This window comes from Acinetobacter sp. BWR-L5 (genome assembly GCF_039655985.1).
GTDB classification, from domain to species: Bacteria; Pseudomonadota; Gammaproteobacteria; order Pseudomonadales; family Moraxellaceae; genus Acinetobacter; species Acinetobacter johnsonii.
Window position 1 is genome coordinate 131264 of the sequence record NZ_JAGFEV010000007.1, and the last position, 14983, is coordinate 146246.

At 40.6% G+C, this 14983-nt stretch carries 18 protein-coding genes; 16 read left to right on the forward strand and 2 right to left on the reverse strand.

Translation table 11 applies throughout. From position 1 onward, the window contains the following. The first annotated feature begins 38 nt into the window (after positions 1 to 38). From JZ787_RS13760 to pyrF, 15 genes are all read left to right on the forward strand, one after another. Positions 39 to 653 (forward strand): TetR/AcrR family transcriptional regulator, encoded by a 615-nt coding sequence (locus tag JZ787_RS13760; protein ID WP_004696845.1) that lies wholly within the window; start codon positions 39 to 41, stop codon positions 651 to 653. 12 nt (positions 654 to 665) lie between these two features. Further along, positions 666 to 1235: a type II secretion system protein gene (locus JZ787_RS13765; protein WP_346312615.1), complete on the forward strand. Its 570-nt coding sequence runs from the start codon at positions 666 to 668 to the stop codon at positions 1233 to 1235. Between the two features lie 34 nt (positions 1236 to 1269). Then, positions 1270 to 1671 carry a type II secretion system minor pseudopilin GspI gene (gspI, locus tag JZ787_RS13770; protein WP_062032924.1) on the forward strand — a complete coding sequence of 134 codons (402 nt, stop codon included), beginning with the start codon at positions 1270 to 1272 and terminating at the stop codon, positions 1669 to 1671. Beyond that, complete coding sequence (gene gspJ, locus JZ787_RS13775; protein ID WP_346312616.1) at positions 1668 to 2288, forward strand: type II secretion system minor pseudopilin GspJ; 621 nt, start codon at positions 1668 to 1670, stop codon at positions 2286 to 2288. The genes gspI and gspJ overlap by 4 nt, the downstream gene beginning before the upstream one ends. A 78-nt stretch (positions 2289 to 2366) precedes the next feature. Beyond that, complete coding sequence (gspK, locus tag JZ787_RS13780; protein WP_346312617.1) at positions 2367 to 3317, forward strand: type II secretion system minor pseudopilin GspK; 951 nt, start codon at positions 2367 to 2369, stop codon at positions 3315 to 3317. 122 nt (positions 3318 to 3439) lie between these two features. Further along, entirely contained in the window at positions 3440 to 4036 is a 597-nt protein-coding gene (locus JZ787_RS13785; RefSeq protein ID WP_004984830.1) for a 6-carboxytetrahydropterin synthase, read from the forward strand. A 41-nt stretch (positions 4037 to 4077) separates the two neighbouring features. Then, complete coding sequence (gene ung / locus JZ787_RS13790; protein WP_004696856.1) at positions 4078 to 4791, forward strand: uracil-DNA glycosylase; 714 nt, start codon at positions 4078 to 4080, stop codon at positions 4789 to 4791. Next, positions 4788 to 5909, forward strand: coding sequence for an enoyl-CoA hydratase/isomerase family protein (locus JZ787_RS13795; protein WP_058951874.1), 1122 nt, complete (start codon positions 4788 to 4790; stop codon positions 5907 to 5909). The genes ung and JZ787_RS13795 overlap by 4 nt, the downstream gene beginning before the upstream one ends. Before the next feature lie 5 nt (positions 5910 to 5914). Then, entirely contained in the window at positions 5915 to 6415 is a 501-nt protein-coding gene (gene tadA / locus JZ787_RS13800; protein WP_005401161.1) for a tRNA adenosine(34) deaminase TadA, read from the forward strand. A 75-nt stretch (positions 6416 to 6490) separates the two neighbouring features. Beyond that, complete coding sequence (locus JZ787_RS13805) at positions 6491 to 6922, forward strand: SRPBCC family protein (RefSeq protein ID WP_004696860.1); 432 nt, start codon at positions 6491 to 6493, stop codon at positions 6920 to 6922. 17 nt (positions 6923 to 6939) lie between these two features. Beyond that, a complete protein-coding gene (cmk, locus tag JZ787_RS13810; protein ID WP_168159247.1) occupies positions 6940 to 7623 on the forward strand; it encodes a (d)CMP kinase in 684 nt (227 codons plus the stop codon). 113 nt (positions 7624 to 7736) lie between these two features. Further along, entirely contained in the window at positions 7737 to 9413 is a 1677-nt protein-coding gene (gene rpsA, locus JZ787_RS13815) for a 30S ribosomal protein S1 (protein WP_004696863.1), read from the forward strand. Positions 9414 to 9574: 161 nt separating this feature from the next. Next, complete coding sequence (locus JZ787_RS13820) at positions 9575 to 9880, forward strand: integration host factor subunit beta (RefSeq protein WP_004696865.1); 306 nt, start codon at positions 9575 to 9577, stop codon at positions 9878 to 9880. A gap of 17 nt (positions 9881 to 9897) precedes the next feature. Next, entirely contained in the window at positions 9898 to 10263 is a 366-nt protein-coding gene (locus tag JZ787_RS13825) for a LapA family protein (protein WP_004696867.1), read from the forward strand. Positions 10264 to 10503: 240 nt separating this feature from the next. Beyond that, complete coding sequence (pyrF, locus tag JZ787_RS13830) at positions 10504 to 11184, forward strand: orotidine-5'-phosphate decarboxylase (RefSeq protein ID WP_004984814.1); 681 nt, start codon at positions 10504 to 10506, stop codon at positions 11182 to 11184. Positions 11185 to 11313: 129 nt separating this feature from the next. On the opposite strand, the gene JZ787_RS13835 is transcribed toward pyrF, so the two are convergent. Continuing rightward, the gene (locus JZ787_RS13835; RefSeq protein ID WP_346312618.1) at positions 11314 to 12222 is read right to left on the reverse strand and encodes a lysine exporter LysO family protein; all 909 of its coding nucleotides are present in this window, start codon (positions 12220 to 12222) and stop codon (positions 11314 to 11316) included. Between the two features lie 45 nt (positions 12223 to 12267). Further along, positions 12268 to 13773 (reverse strand): NAD(P)/FAD-dependent oxidoreductase, encoded by a 1506-nt coding sequence (locus JZ787_RS13840; RefSeq protein ID WP_346312619.1) that lies wholly within the window; start codon positions 13771 to 13773, stop codon positions 12268 to 12270. Positions 13774 to 13921: 148 nt separating this feature from the next. Here JZ787_RS13840 and JZ787_RS13845 point away from each other — a divergent pair, with 148 nt between their 5' ends. Beyond that, positions 13922 to 14929, forward strand: coding sequence for an AraC family transcriptional regulator (locus JZ787_RS13845; protein ID WP_279734185.1), 1008 nt, complete (start codon positions 13922 to 13924; stop codon positions 14927 to 14929). Positions 14930 to 14983 lie beyond the last annotated feature (54 nt).

The window sequence follows — 14983 nt, forward strand, 5'->3', positions numbered from 1 at the left end:
GAAACGATAAAAGCGTATAAGAGAGTACTAGGGTGAAAATGGATCGTCAGGCTCAGTTTCGAGCAAGAGAAGCGTTAATTTTCCAAGTGGCTGAACAGTTGCTTTTAGAAAATGGCGAAGCAGGGATGACCCTTGATGCATTGGCTGCGGAATTAGATCTAGCGAAAGGTACGCTTTATAAACATTTTCAAAGTAAAGATGAACTCTATATGTTGCTCATTATTCGTAATGAGCAAATGTTGCTTGAAATGATTAAAGATACAGATAAACAGTTCCCTGAACATCTAGCTTTTTTTATGTTACATCATTTGCATCATCCTGAACGCACGGTGTTGTTTCATCAAATAGAAGAGAGGCTATCCACCACGGGTGTTGGGATCTATCATTTATTTACTGAACTTTATCAAATTCGAAAGCAACGTCTACGTTTAATTATTCGTATGACCGAGCGGTATTTGGAGTCGATAGAAAGTCAAATGACAGTTCGTGATTATTTGGCATCGATTTGGTCTTTAACGCATGGTGCAGCTGCGATTTTGAACTCTAGTTTTTATCAACGGTATTTGGGTTCGCGTGATACTTTGCGCGTGGCCTACATTGACCAAGCTCTGGCGATGCCTAAACAAACGGGCGCAGCAGGATATCTTGCTTAGCGGATAGGATGTATGAAACAGAAACCACCTTCAAGGATTCAAGGATTTACACTGGTTGAATTGATGGTGGTTATTGTTATTATGGCCATTATGGCGTCATTGGTGATGTTGAATATCAATGGGGTCGATCAACGTAAAGCAGCGCAAGCCCGTGATTTTTTTATCATGGATGTAAAGAAAATTGCACGTGAGGCAAATGATCAAGCACGTGTTTTGGCACTAGAGGTTCATCCTGCGACCGATGTGGCTGATTTTTCTTATGCTGTTGTTGAATATAAAAATCCTCAATTTACCATACCCACAGAACAACAAAATAATGCAATGCTGAATCATCAAAAATGGCAAAAATATAATGAGTTCCCACAGCAAGTGTTAGCCAAAAATGTTTCTTTTGCTGTGCAATCCTTAGACTATGATGTTTCCCAAGCCCGAAACGATGATTTAACCCAAGAGAATGCACCTAAACTGATTTGGTTGGGGAATGGCGAAGCAAAACCTGTTCGTATTCAATTTTATTATGCCAATGAGCCCGTGGGTGCAGAAATTGAAATTGATCATTTGGGTAAAATAAATGCGAGCTAAAGATTTAAAGAATAGTCTGCCGGCTTGCGCTCGGATGAAATATTATTTCATTAATCCTCGCTCAGGATTTACGTTGCTGGAAGTGATGGTGGCATTGGCTATTTTTGCCACGGCAGCGGTCGCTTTAACTAAAGTAGGTATGCAATATACTCAATCTACTGCACATGCCATCTTGCGTACCAAGGCACAATTTGTTGCCTTGAATGAAATTTCTATGATGGAAATCAATCGTGATTGGCTACAAGGCACGGCCTCTAAACAAATCACCCAGCAAGGTGAAACTTGGCAAATTGATAAATCAGCGCAAGCAACGATTAGTGCTAATGTGCAACGCGTCAATGTACAGGTGAGCTTGGTTAATACTGAAACTGGAAAAGTAGATTCGGGTGTTACGAGTTTAGTTTTTTTTAACCATCGTGATGGAAGCCAACCATGACAAAACGCTCAGGCTTTACTTTGGTTGAGTTATTGGTGGCAATCGCGATTTTTGCTGTGCTTTCAGCTTTGGGTTGGAAGGTTTTTGATTATCTGATCAAGATTAAAGAGCGTAATACCCAACATGAACAGCACTTAGGTCAGCTACAAGAAGCATATCAACAAGTGTTACATGACACGGTGCAAATTGTACCAGTTACTGCCAATGTTGCGGGGCAGGTTCAACCCGCAGTCATGTTGCAAAATGGTCAGTTGACCTTTAGTAAAACTGGCGTGACTGATCCTTTAATGCAAGGCATACCGCCTGAAGAGCGAGTTGAATATATTTATAAAGCAGATGAAAAAAAACTGTACCGTTATAAATATAAAAATTTAAATCAAACAGGTAATGATCAACCTGAAACCAGTGTTCTACTTGATTCAGTTGATCAATTCCAAATTATGTTACTCAATCCCAATGAAATGGCACAATGGCCTGAGGTGGCATTGAGTGAAAATGATGTAACTCAGGCAAAAATACTACCGCGCGGTTTAAAAATAAACCTCACTGTCAATGAGGTGGGTTATGAATGGGTGTTTAGTTTATTAAATACAGACTTTTTAAAACAAAAAAATTAAGTTGCAGGATATGAAACTCACGGACTCTATGCAAAACCATTTTTCCTTAAATGTATTCGTTGTAAATAGGTGGATGTTTTGAAGCGCTCTCAGCATGGCATTGCATTGATCACCATTTTGGTGATGGTGGCTTTAGCAACTATTCTTGCTGCTACGATTGCGAAACATCAGCGCAATACCGCAGAGAGTACGGCTTATTTAATGCGACAAAACCAAGCTCTGTTATACGCAAAAAGTGCTGAAGCTTTTTTTTCTGAGCTGTTGGTGGATGATGCTCAAAATACAGCAGAGGTCGATCATCTACAAGAAACGTGGGCGAAGCCGATGCCTGCTTTTCCAGTGGAAGATGGCTTTGTTTCTGGGCGTTTAGAAGATGAGTCAGGAAAATTTAATTTAAATGCTTTAGTTAAGTCGGATAAAAAGCCGAATGAGGCTGCAAAACTTTGGTTTGAAAGGCTGTTGGTCCGTGTGGGGTTGCCTGCGCAACTTTCAGAAGCTGTGATTGATTGGCAAGATGAAGATGATGAAGTCAGTGGGCCGATGGGTGCTGAATCTGCTTATTATCAAAGTTTAGCTCAGGGTTACTTGGCGCCAAATCGTGCTTTTTATAATGTTGAACAGTTGAAGTTGGTACGGGGTTTTGAGGGGCGCAACTATCAACTGATTGCACCTTATGTGAGTGCTTTGCCGAGCAATGAGTTAAAGGTGAATATCAACACTGCACCTGCGCTGGTGTTGGCCAGCATTGATCCCAAGTTGGATGTATCTGCTATTCAAAATTTACAAAAGCAAAGACAGGCCAATTTGGAACATTTTTCCAATATGAATGAACTGTGGGAGATTGATCCGTTTAAGCAAGTGGACGAGGCTCAGCGGGCTGCTGTTAATGATTTTCTCGGAGTTCAATCGAACTATTTTAAAGCTAGAATTGAAATCTTGTTGAATGAGCGTAAGCGTCAGTTTAGTAGTGATTTGGTACGAAAAGATCAAGCGGTATATGTGGCTTATCGGAGTATGTCACCTTTTTAAAGGCTAAATGTAAGGCTGATATGATTTACCAATTGGATTGAACAATAAAATAAATGAGCATAGGTTAACTTTTGCTTTATAATTAAAGTCAATTCTCAGAAAGTTTGATTGCATTACGGCATATGTTAATTCGTAAGTTATTTAAGTTTGAAAATGCCCATATTGTACGCAACTGTACATCGGATCGTTGTAAACGCTCCATTCATGGTCATAGTTATAAAGTTGAATTACTCCTCAAAGCATCGAAATTAGATCATGGTCAAATGGTTTATGACTTTGGCTTGCTGAAAGGGGTGATTAAAGACCTTTATGACTCTTTTGATCATGCGATTTGTTTTTGGCAAAACGATGATCCAGAATATATCCTAGCATGTAAAACCTTTAGTGCACGTTGGGTGTCGTTACCTGTTTCGCCATCGGCTGAACAATTTTCACGTATTTTCTTTTATCTTGCACAGCAAGTACTTGCGTCGACCGTGACTCAAAACGGTGAAGGCGATGTGGAAGTGTACTCGGTGATTGTGCATGAGACCGATACGGGCTATGCGCAGAGTTTTATTGAAGATATTGAAAATACACAGATGGGGCTTTTAGATTTAAGCCAGATTGAGTTTTCAGAACAAATCCAAGCGGAATGGGCGGACACTGAAATGTATACCAAATTAAAAGAAGGTATCCAATTTCACAATCCGAATGTAGAATTACAAGTCAAACTGTGAAATTTGTCACGGAATATACAGTAAGGGAATAAGGCGCAAGTATGTCTTTAACAGAACAACAGCAAACCAAGCTTGATAAAATTCAGCTGGATGCCAGTTGGAAGCATGGATTAAGTGACTTTTTGCTTAGTACTAAGATGGATGCGTTAAAGCAGTTTCTTGTTACAGAAATAAAAGCGAATAAAGTGATTTATCCGCCAAATGCGCTGATTTTTAATGCATTTAATACGACGCCTTTGGCGAATGTAAAAGTGGTAATACTCGGACAAGACCCATATCATGGGCCGAATCAGGCACATGGGCTCAGTTTTTCTGTGCAAAAGGGGCTTGCTTTACCACCATCTTTACGTAATATTTTTCATGAGTTAAATAAAGATTTAGGAATTGATATTCCTAAACATGGGGATTTAACTCGTTGGGCGCAGCAAGGTGTTTTGCTGTTGAACAGTGTATTAACCGTTGAAGCTGGTCAACCCACATCACATCAAAAACAAGGTTGGGAAGATTTTACCGATCATGTGATTGATGTTTTAAATGAACAGCGCGAGCATATTGTTTTTATTCTTTGGGGAGCATATGCGCAGCGGAAAGGACAACGGATTGATCAAGAAAAGCATTTGGTGTTAAAGGCGGCACATCCGTCACCTTTGGCAGCAAACCGTGGTGGATTCTTCGGTTGTAAAGTTTTTTCAAAATCCAATAATTATCTTAAACAACATGGCATTGAGCCTATAGATTGGCAGCTGGACGCATGACATATTCTCCCGTTTCTAAAAACTACCATCCAGATTTGATTGTAGAAGAAGCAAAAAATGGTTGGCGCATTGTTCGTCTGAATAGACCAAAATCACTTCACGCTTTAGATGAAACGATTGTTTCAGCTTTATTTGAAGTGTTTCAAGATTTTCATAGCGATGACGCAGTAAAAGCCATTTGGTTGGATTCAACCACACCAAAAGCATTCTGTGCGGGTGGTGATGTACGTAAACTTCGTCAACTGGTGATTAACGATGAAGTTGAAACAGCCAATCAGTTCTTTGAGCAAGAATATGCTTTAGATTTATTACTACACAACTATGCTAAGCCTGTCTTGGTTTGGGGTGAAGGTTATGTCATGGGCGGTGGTTTAGGTCTGTTTATGGCCGCGCCATTTCGTTTGGTGACACCGCATTCACGTTTAGCGATGCCTGAAATTAATATTGGTTTGTACCCAGATGTGGGTGCAACGCGTTTCTTGGCGGATCGTGGAGCAATTGGTTTGTTCACGGGCTTAACGGGTTCAATCATGACGGCTGCGGGCGCATATGGTATTGGTTGGGCAACACACATCTGTGATGCGCAGCGTAATACGGTGCTTGAGAAAGTTATTAATATCGACTGGAGTCATTATCCAGCAGGTGATTTTAGAGCCATTGATGACACATTAAACAGTATGCATCGTCCGGTAGGTCCAGGCCCATTACAGAACTCTTTGGATGTCATTCATAGTGTATGTCGTGGTGTGAACTTCGAGCATGATTATGATGCTATTGTTGGTTTAAGTGATGCGCGTAGCGATTGGCTTCGTCAAGCCAGTGAGAACTTACAAAAAGGCTCACCAACAACGGCTGCATTAACATGGTTGCTATGGCAGTGGGGCAAGCAGGTTCATTCTTGGAATGAAGTGTTTGAGCTTGAAACGCAAATTTCGGACTGGAAAATTCGTCATGCAGACTTTGTTGAGGGTGTGCGTGCGCGTTTAGTGGATAAAGACTTGTCACCAGCATGGAAACAAGGGGCTAGTAATAGCTTAAAGGGTATTTTCGCTGGTAATCCACCCACAACGAGCATTGAAAGCTGGAATGAACTCCTTAAACATTACGATGTAATCTAATCTTTATGACTGATGTTTTAAAAATAGATAGTGAATGGATGCAGCTTGCTTTAGAGCAGGCTGCTATTGCAGCGTCAAAAGGTGAAGTCCCGGTCGGGGCAGTCATTGTGAGTCAAAATAAAATTATTGGTTCGGGCTTTAATGCGCCTATTACGCTAAATGACCCTACCGCGCATGCTGAGGTTCAAGCACTTCGCGATGCTTGCCAAAATACACAAAATTATCGTTTACCTGATGATGCGGTCATGTATGTGACGCTTGAGCCTTGTACCATGTGTGTAGGTGCTTTGGTGCATGCACGCGTTTCAAAAGTAGTATTTGGTGCGACAGAGCCGAAAGCGGGCTCTCTTATAAGTGCACGTAAATTATTTGAAACGGGCTATTATAATCATCAGTTCTTGGTTGAGTCGGGTTGTTTACATGAGCAATGCTCACAGCAGCTCAGTCACTTTTTTAAAATGCGCCGCGAACAAAAGCGACTATCCCGTCTACAAGAAAAGGGATGAATCCATTCGTAAAATAATAATTTCATGTAAAATGAAATGACAATAATTATTGTCAAATAAGGCGTTGGAACCACCATGAATAATATTCAGATTAAAAAAGAATTTAATGCACCCGTAGAGCAGGTATTTGATTTACTTTCTAAACACTCAACCTATAACGTCGCTTTTGCACCAGTTCAAGTGGTGCGAGTGAAAGATTCAGCAGATCCAGAACGTCCGGATGGACTTGGTTCTGTACGTCGTATGGGTTTTGGTCCAATTAAACCGTTGCAAGAGCAAATTACATTAATGAATGTGAATGAGCGTATTGAATACAAGATTATTAAAAATCCACTCATCAAACATCATTTGGGTATTATTGAGTTTGAGCCGATTGACTCGAATAAAACTTTAGTGACCTATACGATTGAATTACAGGCACGTGCACCTTTTGTAAGTAAATTAATCCTTGCACAGCTTAAATCTGCGATTAAACTAGGTTTTTCAAAACTCGCTAAATCTGTATAACAAACTTTGGGTAAGCAATGACAGTTCAAATAATCACAATTGATGGTCCAAGTGGTTCGGGTAAGGGCACACTGGCTGCAAAAATAGCAGCCCATTATCAATTTCATTTACTTGATTCGGGAGCGTTATATCGCTTGTTGGGCCTGTCATTGCATCAACAAGATTTGTTGGATGCTTTGTCAAGCGAACTGAGTCAGTGTGTCGAAATTGCTAAACATTTAGACATACAATTTTTAAGTTCCGCACAAGGCACACAAGTCTTGCTTAATGGTGAGGATGTTAGTCAAACCATTCGAACTGAGCGGGTTGGTGAGTTTGCATCAAAAGTTGCAACAATTCCTGAGCTTAGAACTGCGCTGGTCGATCGCCAGCATGCTTTTGCACAAGCGCCAGGCTTGGTTGCAGATGGCCGAGACATGGCCACATCCATTTTTCCAGAGGCTCAAGCCAAGATTTATTTAACCGCTTCAGCCCAATCTCGTGCTGAACGCAGAGTAAAGCAGTTGCAGGGTATGGGGCTGGATGCTAAAATAAACGATATTTTAGCTAATATTGAGGCGCGTGATAAACGTGACATGGAGCGCGAAGTTGCTCCACTCAGACCAGCAGCTGATGCCTACATCATTGATAGTTCTGAATTGAACATTGATGAGGTATTTCAGCTTATGACGGCTTATATCGATAAGCAATTAGCAAACTAACGAATTTTTATATTCAGCAGAAGCATAGCTTGATCAGTTCAAAATGGACTATGTAGACGCTTAACTAAACCGGCCTTGTCTGATCCAAGACCGCTGACTTTATCAGGTATATCATGACCGAATCTTTTGCAGCCCTCTTTGAAGAAAGCGAATTAAACCTCAACGTTGAAAAGGGTGCTGTCATCCAAGGCGTTGTAGTAAACATCGATTCTGATTGGGTAACAGTTGACACTGGCCTTAAATCAGAAGGTATTGTTGACCGCGCTGAATTCTTAAATGAACAACGCGAACTTGAAGTTCAAGTTGGCGACACTGTTGATGTTGTTGTTGAAGCGCTTGACAACGGCATGGGTCAAACAGTTTTATCACGTGAAAAAGCGAAACGTGCTGAAACTTGGACTAAACTTGAAAAAATCTTTGAAGACGGCGAAATCGTTACTGGTGTTATCTCTGGTAAAGTTAAAGGCGGTTTCACTGTTGACATCGGTCCAGTTCGTGCGTTCCTTCCAGGTTCTTTAGTTGATACTCGTCCTATTCGTGATACTACTCACTTAGAAGGCAAAGAGTTAGAATTTAAAGTAATCAAACTTGATGCTAAACGTAACAACGTTGTTGTATCTCGTCGTGCTGTTATGGAAGCTGAATCTTCAGCTGACCGTGAAGCTCTTCTTGCTCAGCTTGAAGAAGGTCAAACAGTTACTGGTACTATCAAAAATCTTACTGACTACGGCGCATTCGTTGACCTTGGCGGTATTGATGGTCTTCTTCATATCACTGACATGGCTTGGAAACGTATCAAGCACCCATCAGAAGTTGTTGAAGTTGGTCAAGAAGTTACTGTTAAAGTACTTAAGTTTGACAAAGAACGTAACCGCGTATCTTTAGGTCTTAAGCAATTAGGCGAAGATCCATGGTTAGCGATCATGAACCGTTACCCTAAAGGTTCAATCGTTAAAGCTCGCGTAACTAACTTAACTGACTACGGCTGTTTCGCAGAAATCGCTGAAGGCGTTGAAGGTTTAGTACACGTTTCTGAAATGGACCACACTAACAAAAACATCCACCCATCTAAAGTTGTTCAGATTGGTGACGAAGTTGATGTTATGGTTCTTGAAGTTGACGAAGAGCGTCGTCGTATTTCTCTTGGTATCAAACAAACTCGTGCTAACCCATGGGAAGAGTTTGCTAAGAATCACGACAAAGGTGAAAAAGTTTCAGGTACTATCAAGTCAATCACTGACTTCGGTATCTTCATCGGTTTACCAGGCGGTATCGATGGTCTAGTTCACTTGTCTGATATTTCTTGGAACGAACAAGGCGAAGAAGCTATCCGTCGTTACAAGAAAGGTGACACAGTTGAAGCGGTTATCTTGTCTGTAGACGCTGAAGGCAACCGTATCAGCCTTGGCATCAAGCAAATGAACAGCGATCCGTTCAACGATTTCTTAGCTGCTAACGAACGCGGTGCACTTGTAAAAGGTACTGTAACTGCTGTTGACGCTCGTGGCGCAACACTTAAGTTAGCTGACGAAGTTGAAGCGACTCTTAAAGCATCTGAAATCAACCGCGACCGCGTTGAAGATGCAACTAAGTTCCTTGAAGTTGGTCAAGAAGTTGAAGCGAAAATCATCAACGTAGATCGTAAATCTCGCTCTATCAACTTGTCTATCAAAGCGAAAGACGAAGCTGAAGAGAAAGAAGCAGTTGCTAACTTGAAGACAGCAACTACTGGTCAAGACAATGGTCCTAAGACTATTGGTGATTTGATCAAAGCTCAAATGGGCAACTAAGTAGATGTTTGAATTGTATTGTTAATGTAAGTTAACTAATACTTTTTACACAAATACAATAAACGGTAGCGTAGTATTCACTTATTACGCTACCGTTTTGTATTTAAACAGGTTATTATCAATCTATCTACAAGGTAGCTTGATAATTAAAGAGGTCGCAGATGACTACTGAAGCACTTAATAAGTCTGACTTAATAGAGCGTATTTCTCTTAAAAACCCGCACTTAGCAGAGCCATTAGTGGAAGAAGCTGTTAAGATTATGATTGATCAAATGATTGCATCTTTGTCTTCAGATAATCGTATTGAAATTCGTGGTTTTGGTAGTTTTGCACTCCATCACCGTGAGCCTCGTGTTGGGCGTAATCCTAAAACGGGTAAGTCGGTAGAAGTGGCTGCTAAAGCTGTTCCACATTTCAAACCAGGTAAAGCATTACGTGATGCAGTAAACGAGACTGCAGGCGAATAAAATTTATTGGGGTGCTTATGCGTTACGTATTATTCGCATTATTAATTGTACTGTTTGGCTACTGCCTAGCTTTGGTACTACAAAACGGAACTGAGCTAACCGTTGATCTGTTGTTTATACAGGTTCCAGCAATGCGTTTAGGTCTATTGTTATTATTGACAATGGCTTTAGGCATTGTGTTGGGTTTGTTAATTGGTGTTCAGGTATTTCGTGTATTCCAGAAAGGTTGGGAAATTAAGCGACTACGTAAAGACATTGATCACCTTCGTAAAGAGCAGATTCAATCCGCTCAGTTGGCTGCTGCTGAAGCTGCAGCACATACAAGACATGAAAAAACGGTGTTAGACATCAATCCTAATGATCGTCCATCTACACCGCTTTAAGCCACAATATGAAGTAAGATTTTTATCTTAGGAAGTATTGAAGCAAGTTTGATTTAAACGCCTTTGGATATATAGCCAAAGGCGTTTTTTATTGTGCTTTAAAATATTGATAACTATATAAAAAGTATATGAATAAATAACTTAGTTTGAATTTTAAATGGTTTTTAGAAAAATAGTCTTGGTCGTTTTAGGCTTAATCCGTATAATGCCATAATTTTGTGAGTTTGAAGGGTCTCCCCCATGAGTATTATTGTTGCCTTAGATGCAAAAAGTCATTATGACGCAATGACGATTGCTGGGCAATTAGACCCTCAATTATGCCGTGTAAAAGTCGGTAAAGAATTATTTACCCATGAAGGCTCATCTATTGTTAAAGCTTTACATGGTGAAGGCTTTGAAGTCTTTCTAGATCTAAAATTTCACGATATTCCAAATACGACTGCGCAAGCGGTATGTGCTGCTGCAGATATGGGTGTTTGGATGGTAAACGTCCATGCTTCAGGTGGTCGTAAAATGATGGAAACCTGCGTTGAGCGCTTAAAGGCTGGGAACTATAACACTCAACTGATTGCAGTAACGGTGTTAACTTCAATGGGCCGTGAAGATTTAGCCGATATTGGTCTGGATATTGAACCATTTGAACAAGTCAAACGTTTAGCGAAATTGACTAAAGATAGTGGTTTAGATGGTGTGGTATGTTCAGCGCAAGAAGCAAAAATGCTGCGTGAGGCTTTGGGTTCAGAGTTTGCATTGGTGACACCGGGCATTCGCCCTGAGGGTTCAAGTGCGGATGACCAAAAGCGTATCGTAACGCCAAAACAAGCAATGTTAGACGGTGCAACACATCTAGTGATTGGTCGACCAATTACGCAGTCTGCAAACCCGTGTCAGATGCTAAAAGATATTTTAGCGACGCTTTAATCGACTAGAAATTTAAAAAAGCCTTTCATTCGAAAGGCTTTTTTTATGGATTAAATTTTAAAAAGAATTGTTGGTGAGCGAAGTGGCAAGAGCAAAATAAAAAGACAGCATTGAATCGAGCACTATGCTTTACAGAGCCGCCAATACACTGACAACAATCGGCGCCAAAACTGACAGAATGAAACCGCTCACCATGGCATGTGGAATAAAGTTATTCCCACAGGCTTGTTTGACCATCGGTAGTGTAACATCCATTGCTGTAGCTCCTGCAGATGAAATCGCAGAGCGGGGGTAACGCCAGCCAATGATGTACATAAACACAATCGCAAAGATTTCTCTGAACAAATCATTCATCAGTGCAATGCTACCTAAATGTGCATTCTTTAACTCCGTGACCACAATGCCAGTCATAGAGTAGAAACCATAACCTTGAGATAACATAATCAGGTCTTTTAGTTGAATGCTCGGAACAAAATAGGCCGTTACAAACGCCCCGATAATTGAACCCAGAATACAACCAAGTGGAACGAGTAGGATTTGCCAGTTCAACCATGAACGATCTAGTGGCGAATAGGCTAAATCAAGCCCGATCAGGAACATGAAAACCAGTAACAAGTTCCATGTGCTGATATGAAGAGTATAGTCAAAACTTGAAGATAGCTCTGCCAAGCCATAACCCAAGGCCAGTGCGATAAATGCATAACTGATATTGATTAATGATTTGCTCACAAGGCTCATGGACACTTTGCCATGACTGGGTTGGTAGCCCAACAGTTTATATAATATGTAACAACAGACAAAAGCACCGATACTGGTCATAACTGCTAAAAGCGCTGCATGATTGAGTATCTGCCAAGGTTCGGCAATGCTATGCAACGTCGTTGAAAACTCAATTGCAATTGCAATTAAGAGAATATACGTAAAATAGGGCAGGATTTGAAAGGCAAGTCGTTCAAGCCATTTGGGTAAACGACGCGCCAAAACAAAACCAAGTGCTAAACAAATAAGAAGCTGAAAAATCAACCAAAACGATTGCATGTCAAATAAAGTGTGAAAAAATACTAACTTATTATGACCGCGATCTTAATTTATTGCTTGACTATCTTGCTTAGAATTTAAAAAACGATAGTCCGCAGGATTGGCTTTTCGTGTTTTTAGCCAATACTTCCATGTATAGCTGGGCCATAAAGAGAAATTTTTCCCGTCCGCTTGTTGATACCAGCTGACGCAGCCAGATTGCCAAATGGTATCTGTAAATTGACTTTGTAAATGGTGATTAAATTGGTCTTGAATATCTGCTTTCACAACTATCGCTTGAGATTGGGTTTTTTCTGCCATCTCGATGAGCTGTAGAATGTAATTTACTTGTGACTCAATCATAAAAATAACTGAGTTATGACCTAAGACTGTATTAGGCCCTAAAAGCTGAAATAAGTTTGGGAAACCTTTGGTGCTAATTCCATAGTAACTTTCGGCCCCATCTTGCCATGCGTCTGTAAGCTCAATATGATTCAGCCCTGTACAGCTAAAGGATCTAAGATAAATACGTGGGTCAGTCACAAAACCTGTGCCATAGATGAGGCAGTCAATTGCACGTTTTTTTCCATCTTTGGTGATGATACTGTCCTCAGTCAATTCCAAAATATCATCGGTAACCAATTCAACATTTTTACGGTTAAAGCTTGGATAATATTTGTTGGAGACCAGGATCCGTTTACAACCCATAATATAGTTGGGAATTAACTTATCTGCGGTTACAGGGTCTTTAACTTGATGGCGAATATAGGCTTCTGCTAGTTTTTGTGCATATTTCATGACCTGTGGTTTCATAATGGGAACTACACGAGATTCATTTGTCCAATACAGACGAGCTCGATGAAGTTTTCGAAACCAATCAAATCGATTAAACAGTGTTTTTTCAATGGGTAAATAACGACGTTCATCCCGAGGAATAACCCATGCAGCTGTCCTTTGTAGTACATAAAGTTGCTTCACTTTTTCTGCAATTTCAGGAATATATTGAATCGCACTCCCCCCAGTGCCAATGGAGGCAACATTTTTACTGCTGAGGTCATAGTCATGATCCCACTGTGATGAATGGAAAACTTTGCCTTTAAATTTCTCGATACCCGCAATATGTGGAATTTGCGGTACATGCAGGGGGCCAGATGCGAAAATGACAAATTGAGCGGTCAGAGTTTCATTTTGATTAAGGGTGAGTTGCCATAAACACTGATTTTCTAAGTAATGTGCAGCACTGACTTCGGTGTTAAAGCGGATATAAGACTGCAATTGATGTTCAGCGGTAAGTGTTTGGATGTATTGATAAATTTCAGGTGCTTCAGCATAACGTTTAGACCAGTCGGCCTTGGGTGAAAAAGACAAAGAATAGAGATGTGACTGTACATCACAAGCAGCGCCCGGATATTGGTTTTCACGCCATGTGCCACCTATTTCACTGGCCTTTTCCAAAATTACAAAATCACGAATATTATTTTGCAAAAGGCGAATAGCCATAGCTAAACCACCAAAGCCTGCACCAATAATGGCGATTTTTACCTGAGGGGTTGTTGAATTTGCTGCCTGCATTTGTTTTTCCTTTTTGTTTTACTTTATTGTAGAGCAACTATCTAGAAGGTCTATGATAGCCTTGACAAGAAAATTGATAGATTCGGCAATTGTTGTACGCTAGGTGGCTGTAGTAAAACATAGGCCAATATTTTGCTTTTAATTGATTATGAAACGTTCTGTACTTGGCTTGATGTATTTGATTCAAGGAATGCGTAAAGCAGGAGTCGCAGTCGATCAAAAGTTACAAAGCATTGGCTTACGTGTGGAGTCGCTTGATCCGAATGCGATCATCCATCCTGCTCTAGAGTGGGATATTTTGAAAATTATTGCAGAGGATATTGAGCCTGAGCAAGGCTTGTTCATTGGTCAGCATTATGTCTTGGCGGGATATGGCCCTTTACTGATGTTATTGATGACCAGTCCAACGACACATACCGCGTTAGAACAGGGTATTCGCTATCAAAGTTTGACGCATTTGAGTGGCTTATTGGGTTTGAAAAAACAAAATGATCAAGTCGCACTATGTTATCTACCGCGAGACCTACAAACGTCTGTGGGACAGTTGCGTGCACATTCTGAGATAGCGGGAACCTATAAGTTTTTACAAGATATTTATAAGATGATTGGGCTGGAAATGCCTGAGATTCGAATTACTTTACCTGTTGCACGACCTGAAGATGCGAAAAAACTGGCGCTCTATCAGCAGGTTTATGGTCAACAAGTGAGTTTTGGTACGCAGCAAGCTGAATTTTGGTTTGATGAATGGGTTTTAAATGTACCAATTCCTTCTGCAGATTTGATGACATTTAACGTTTATGCAGGCAAATGTCAGGCGGAATTACAACGTTTGGAAGAAACGGCAGAGCAACCAAGTCTGATTCAACGTGTACAGGATTATTTGGAGTTACAACGTGGTTTACTGCCGACCATGGCTGAAACCGCACAAGCGTTGAATTTGCCAGAGCGAACCTTAAGACACCAGTTGCAACAGTTAAATAGCAGTTATAAACAAATTCGTGAGCAATTAATGAAAGACCGTGCACTACATTTGATGGAATATCAGGAATATTCCATTGAAATGATTGCAGAGTTATTGGGTTACTCGGAGCCTGCAGCCTTTAATCATGCATTTAAACGGTGGTTTGGTTACAGTCCACGACAATATGGGAAATAGCCTAAGCATAATTATGCCAAAGTGTTATATATTAACTTTTCCACTCCGCTATAA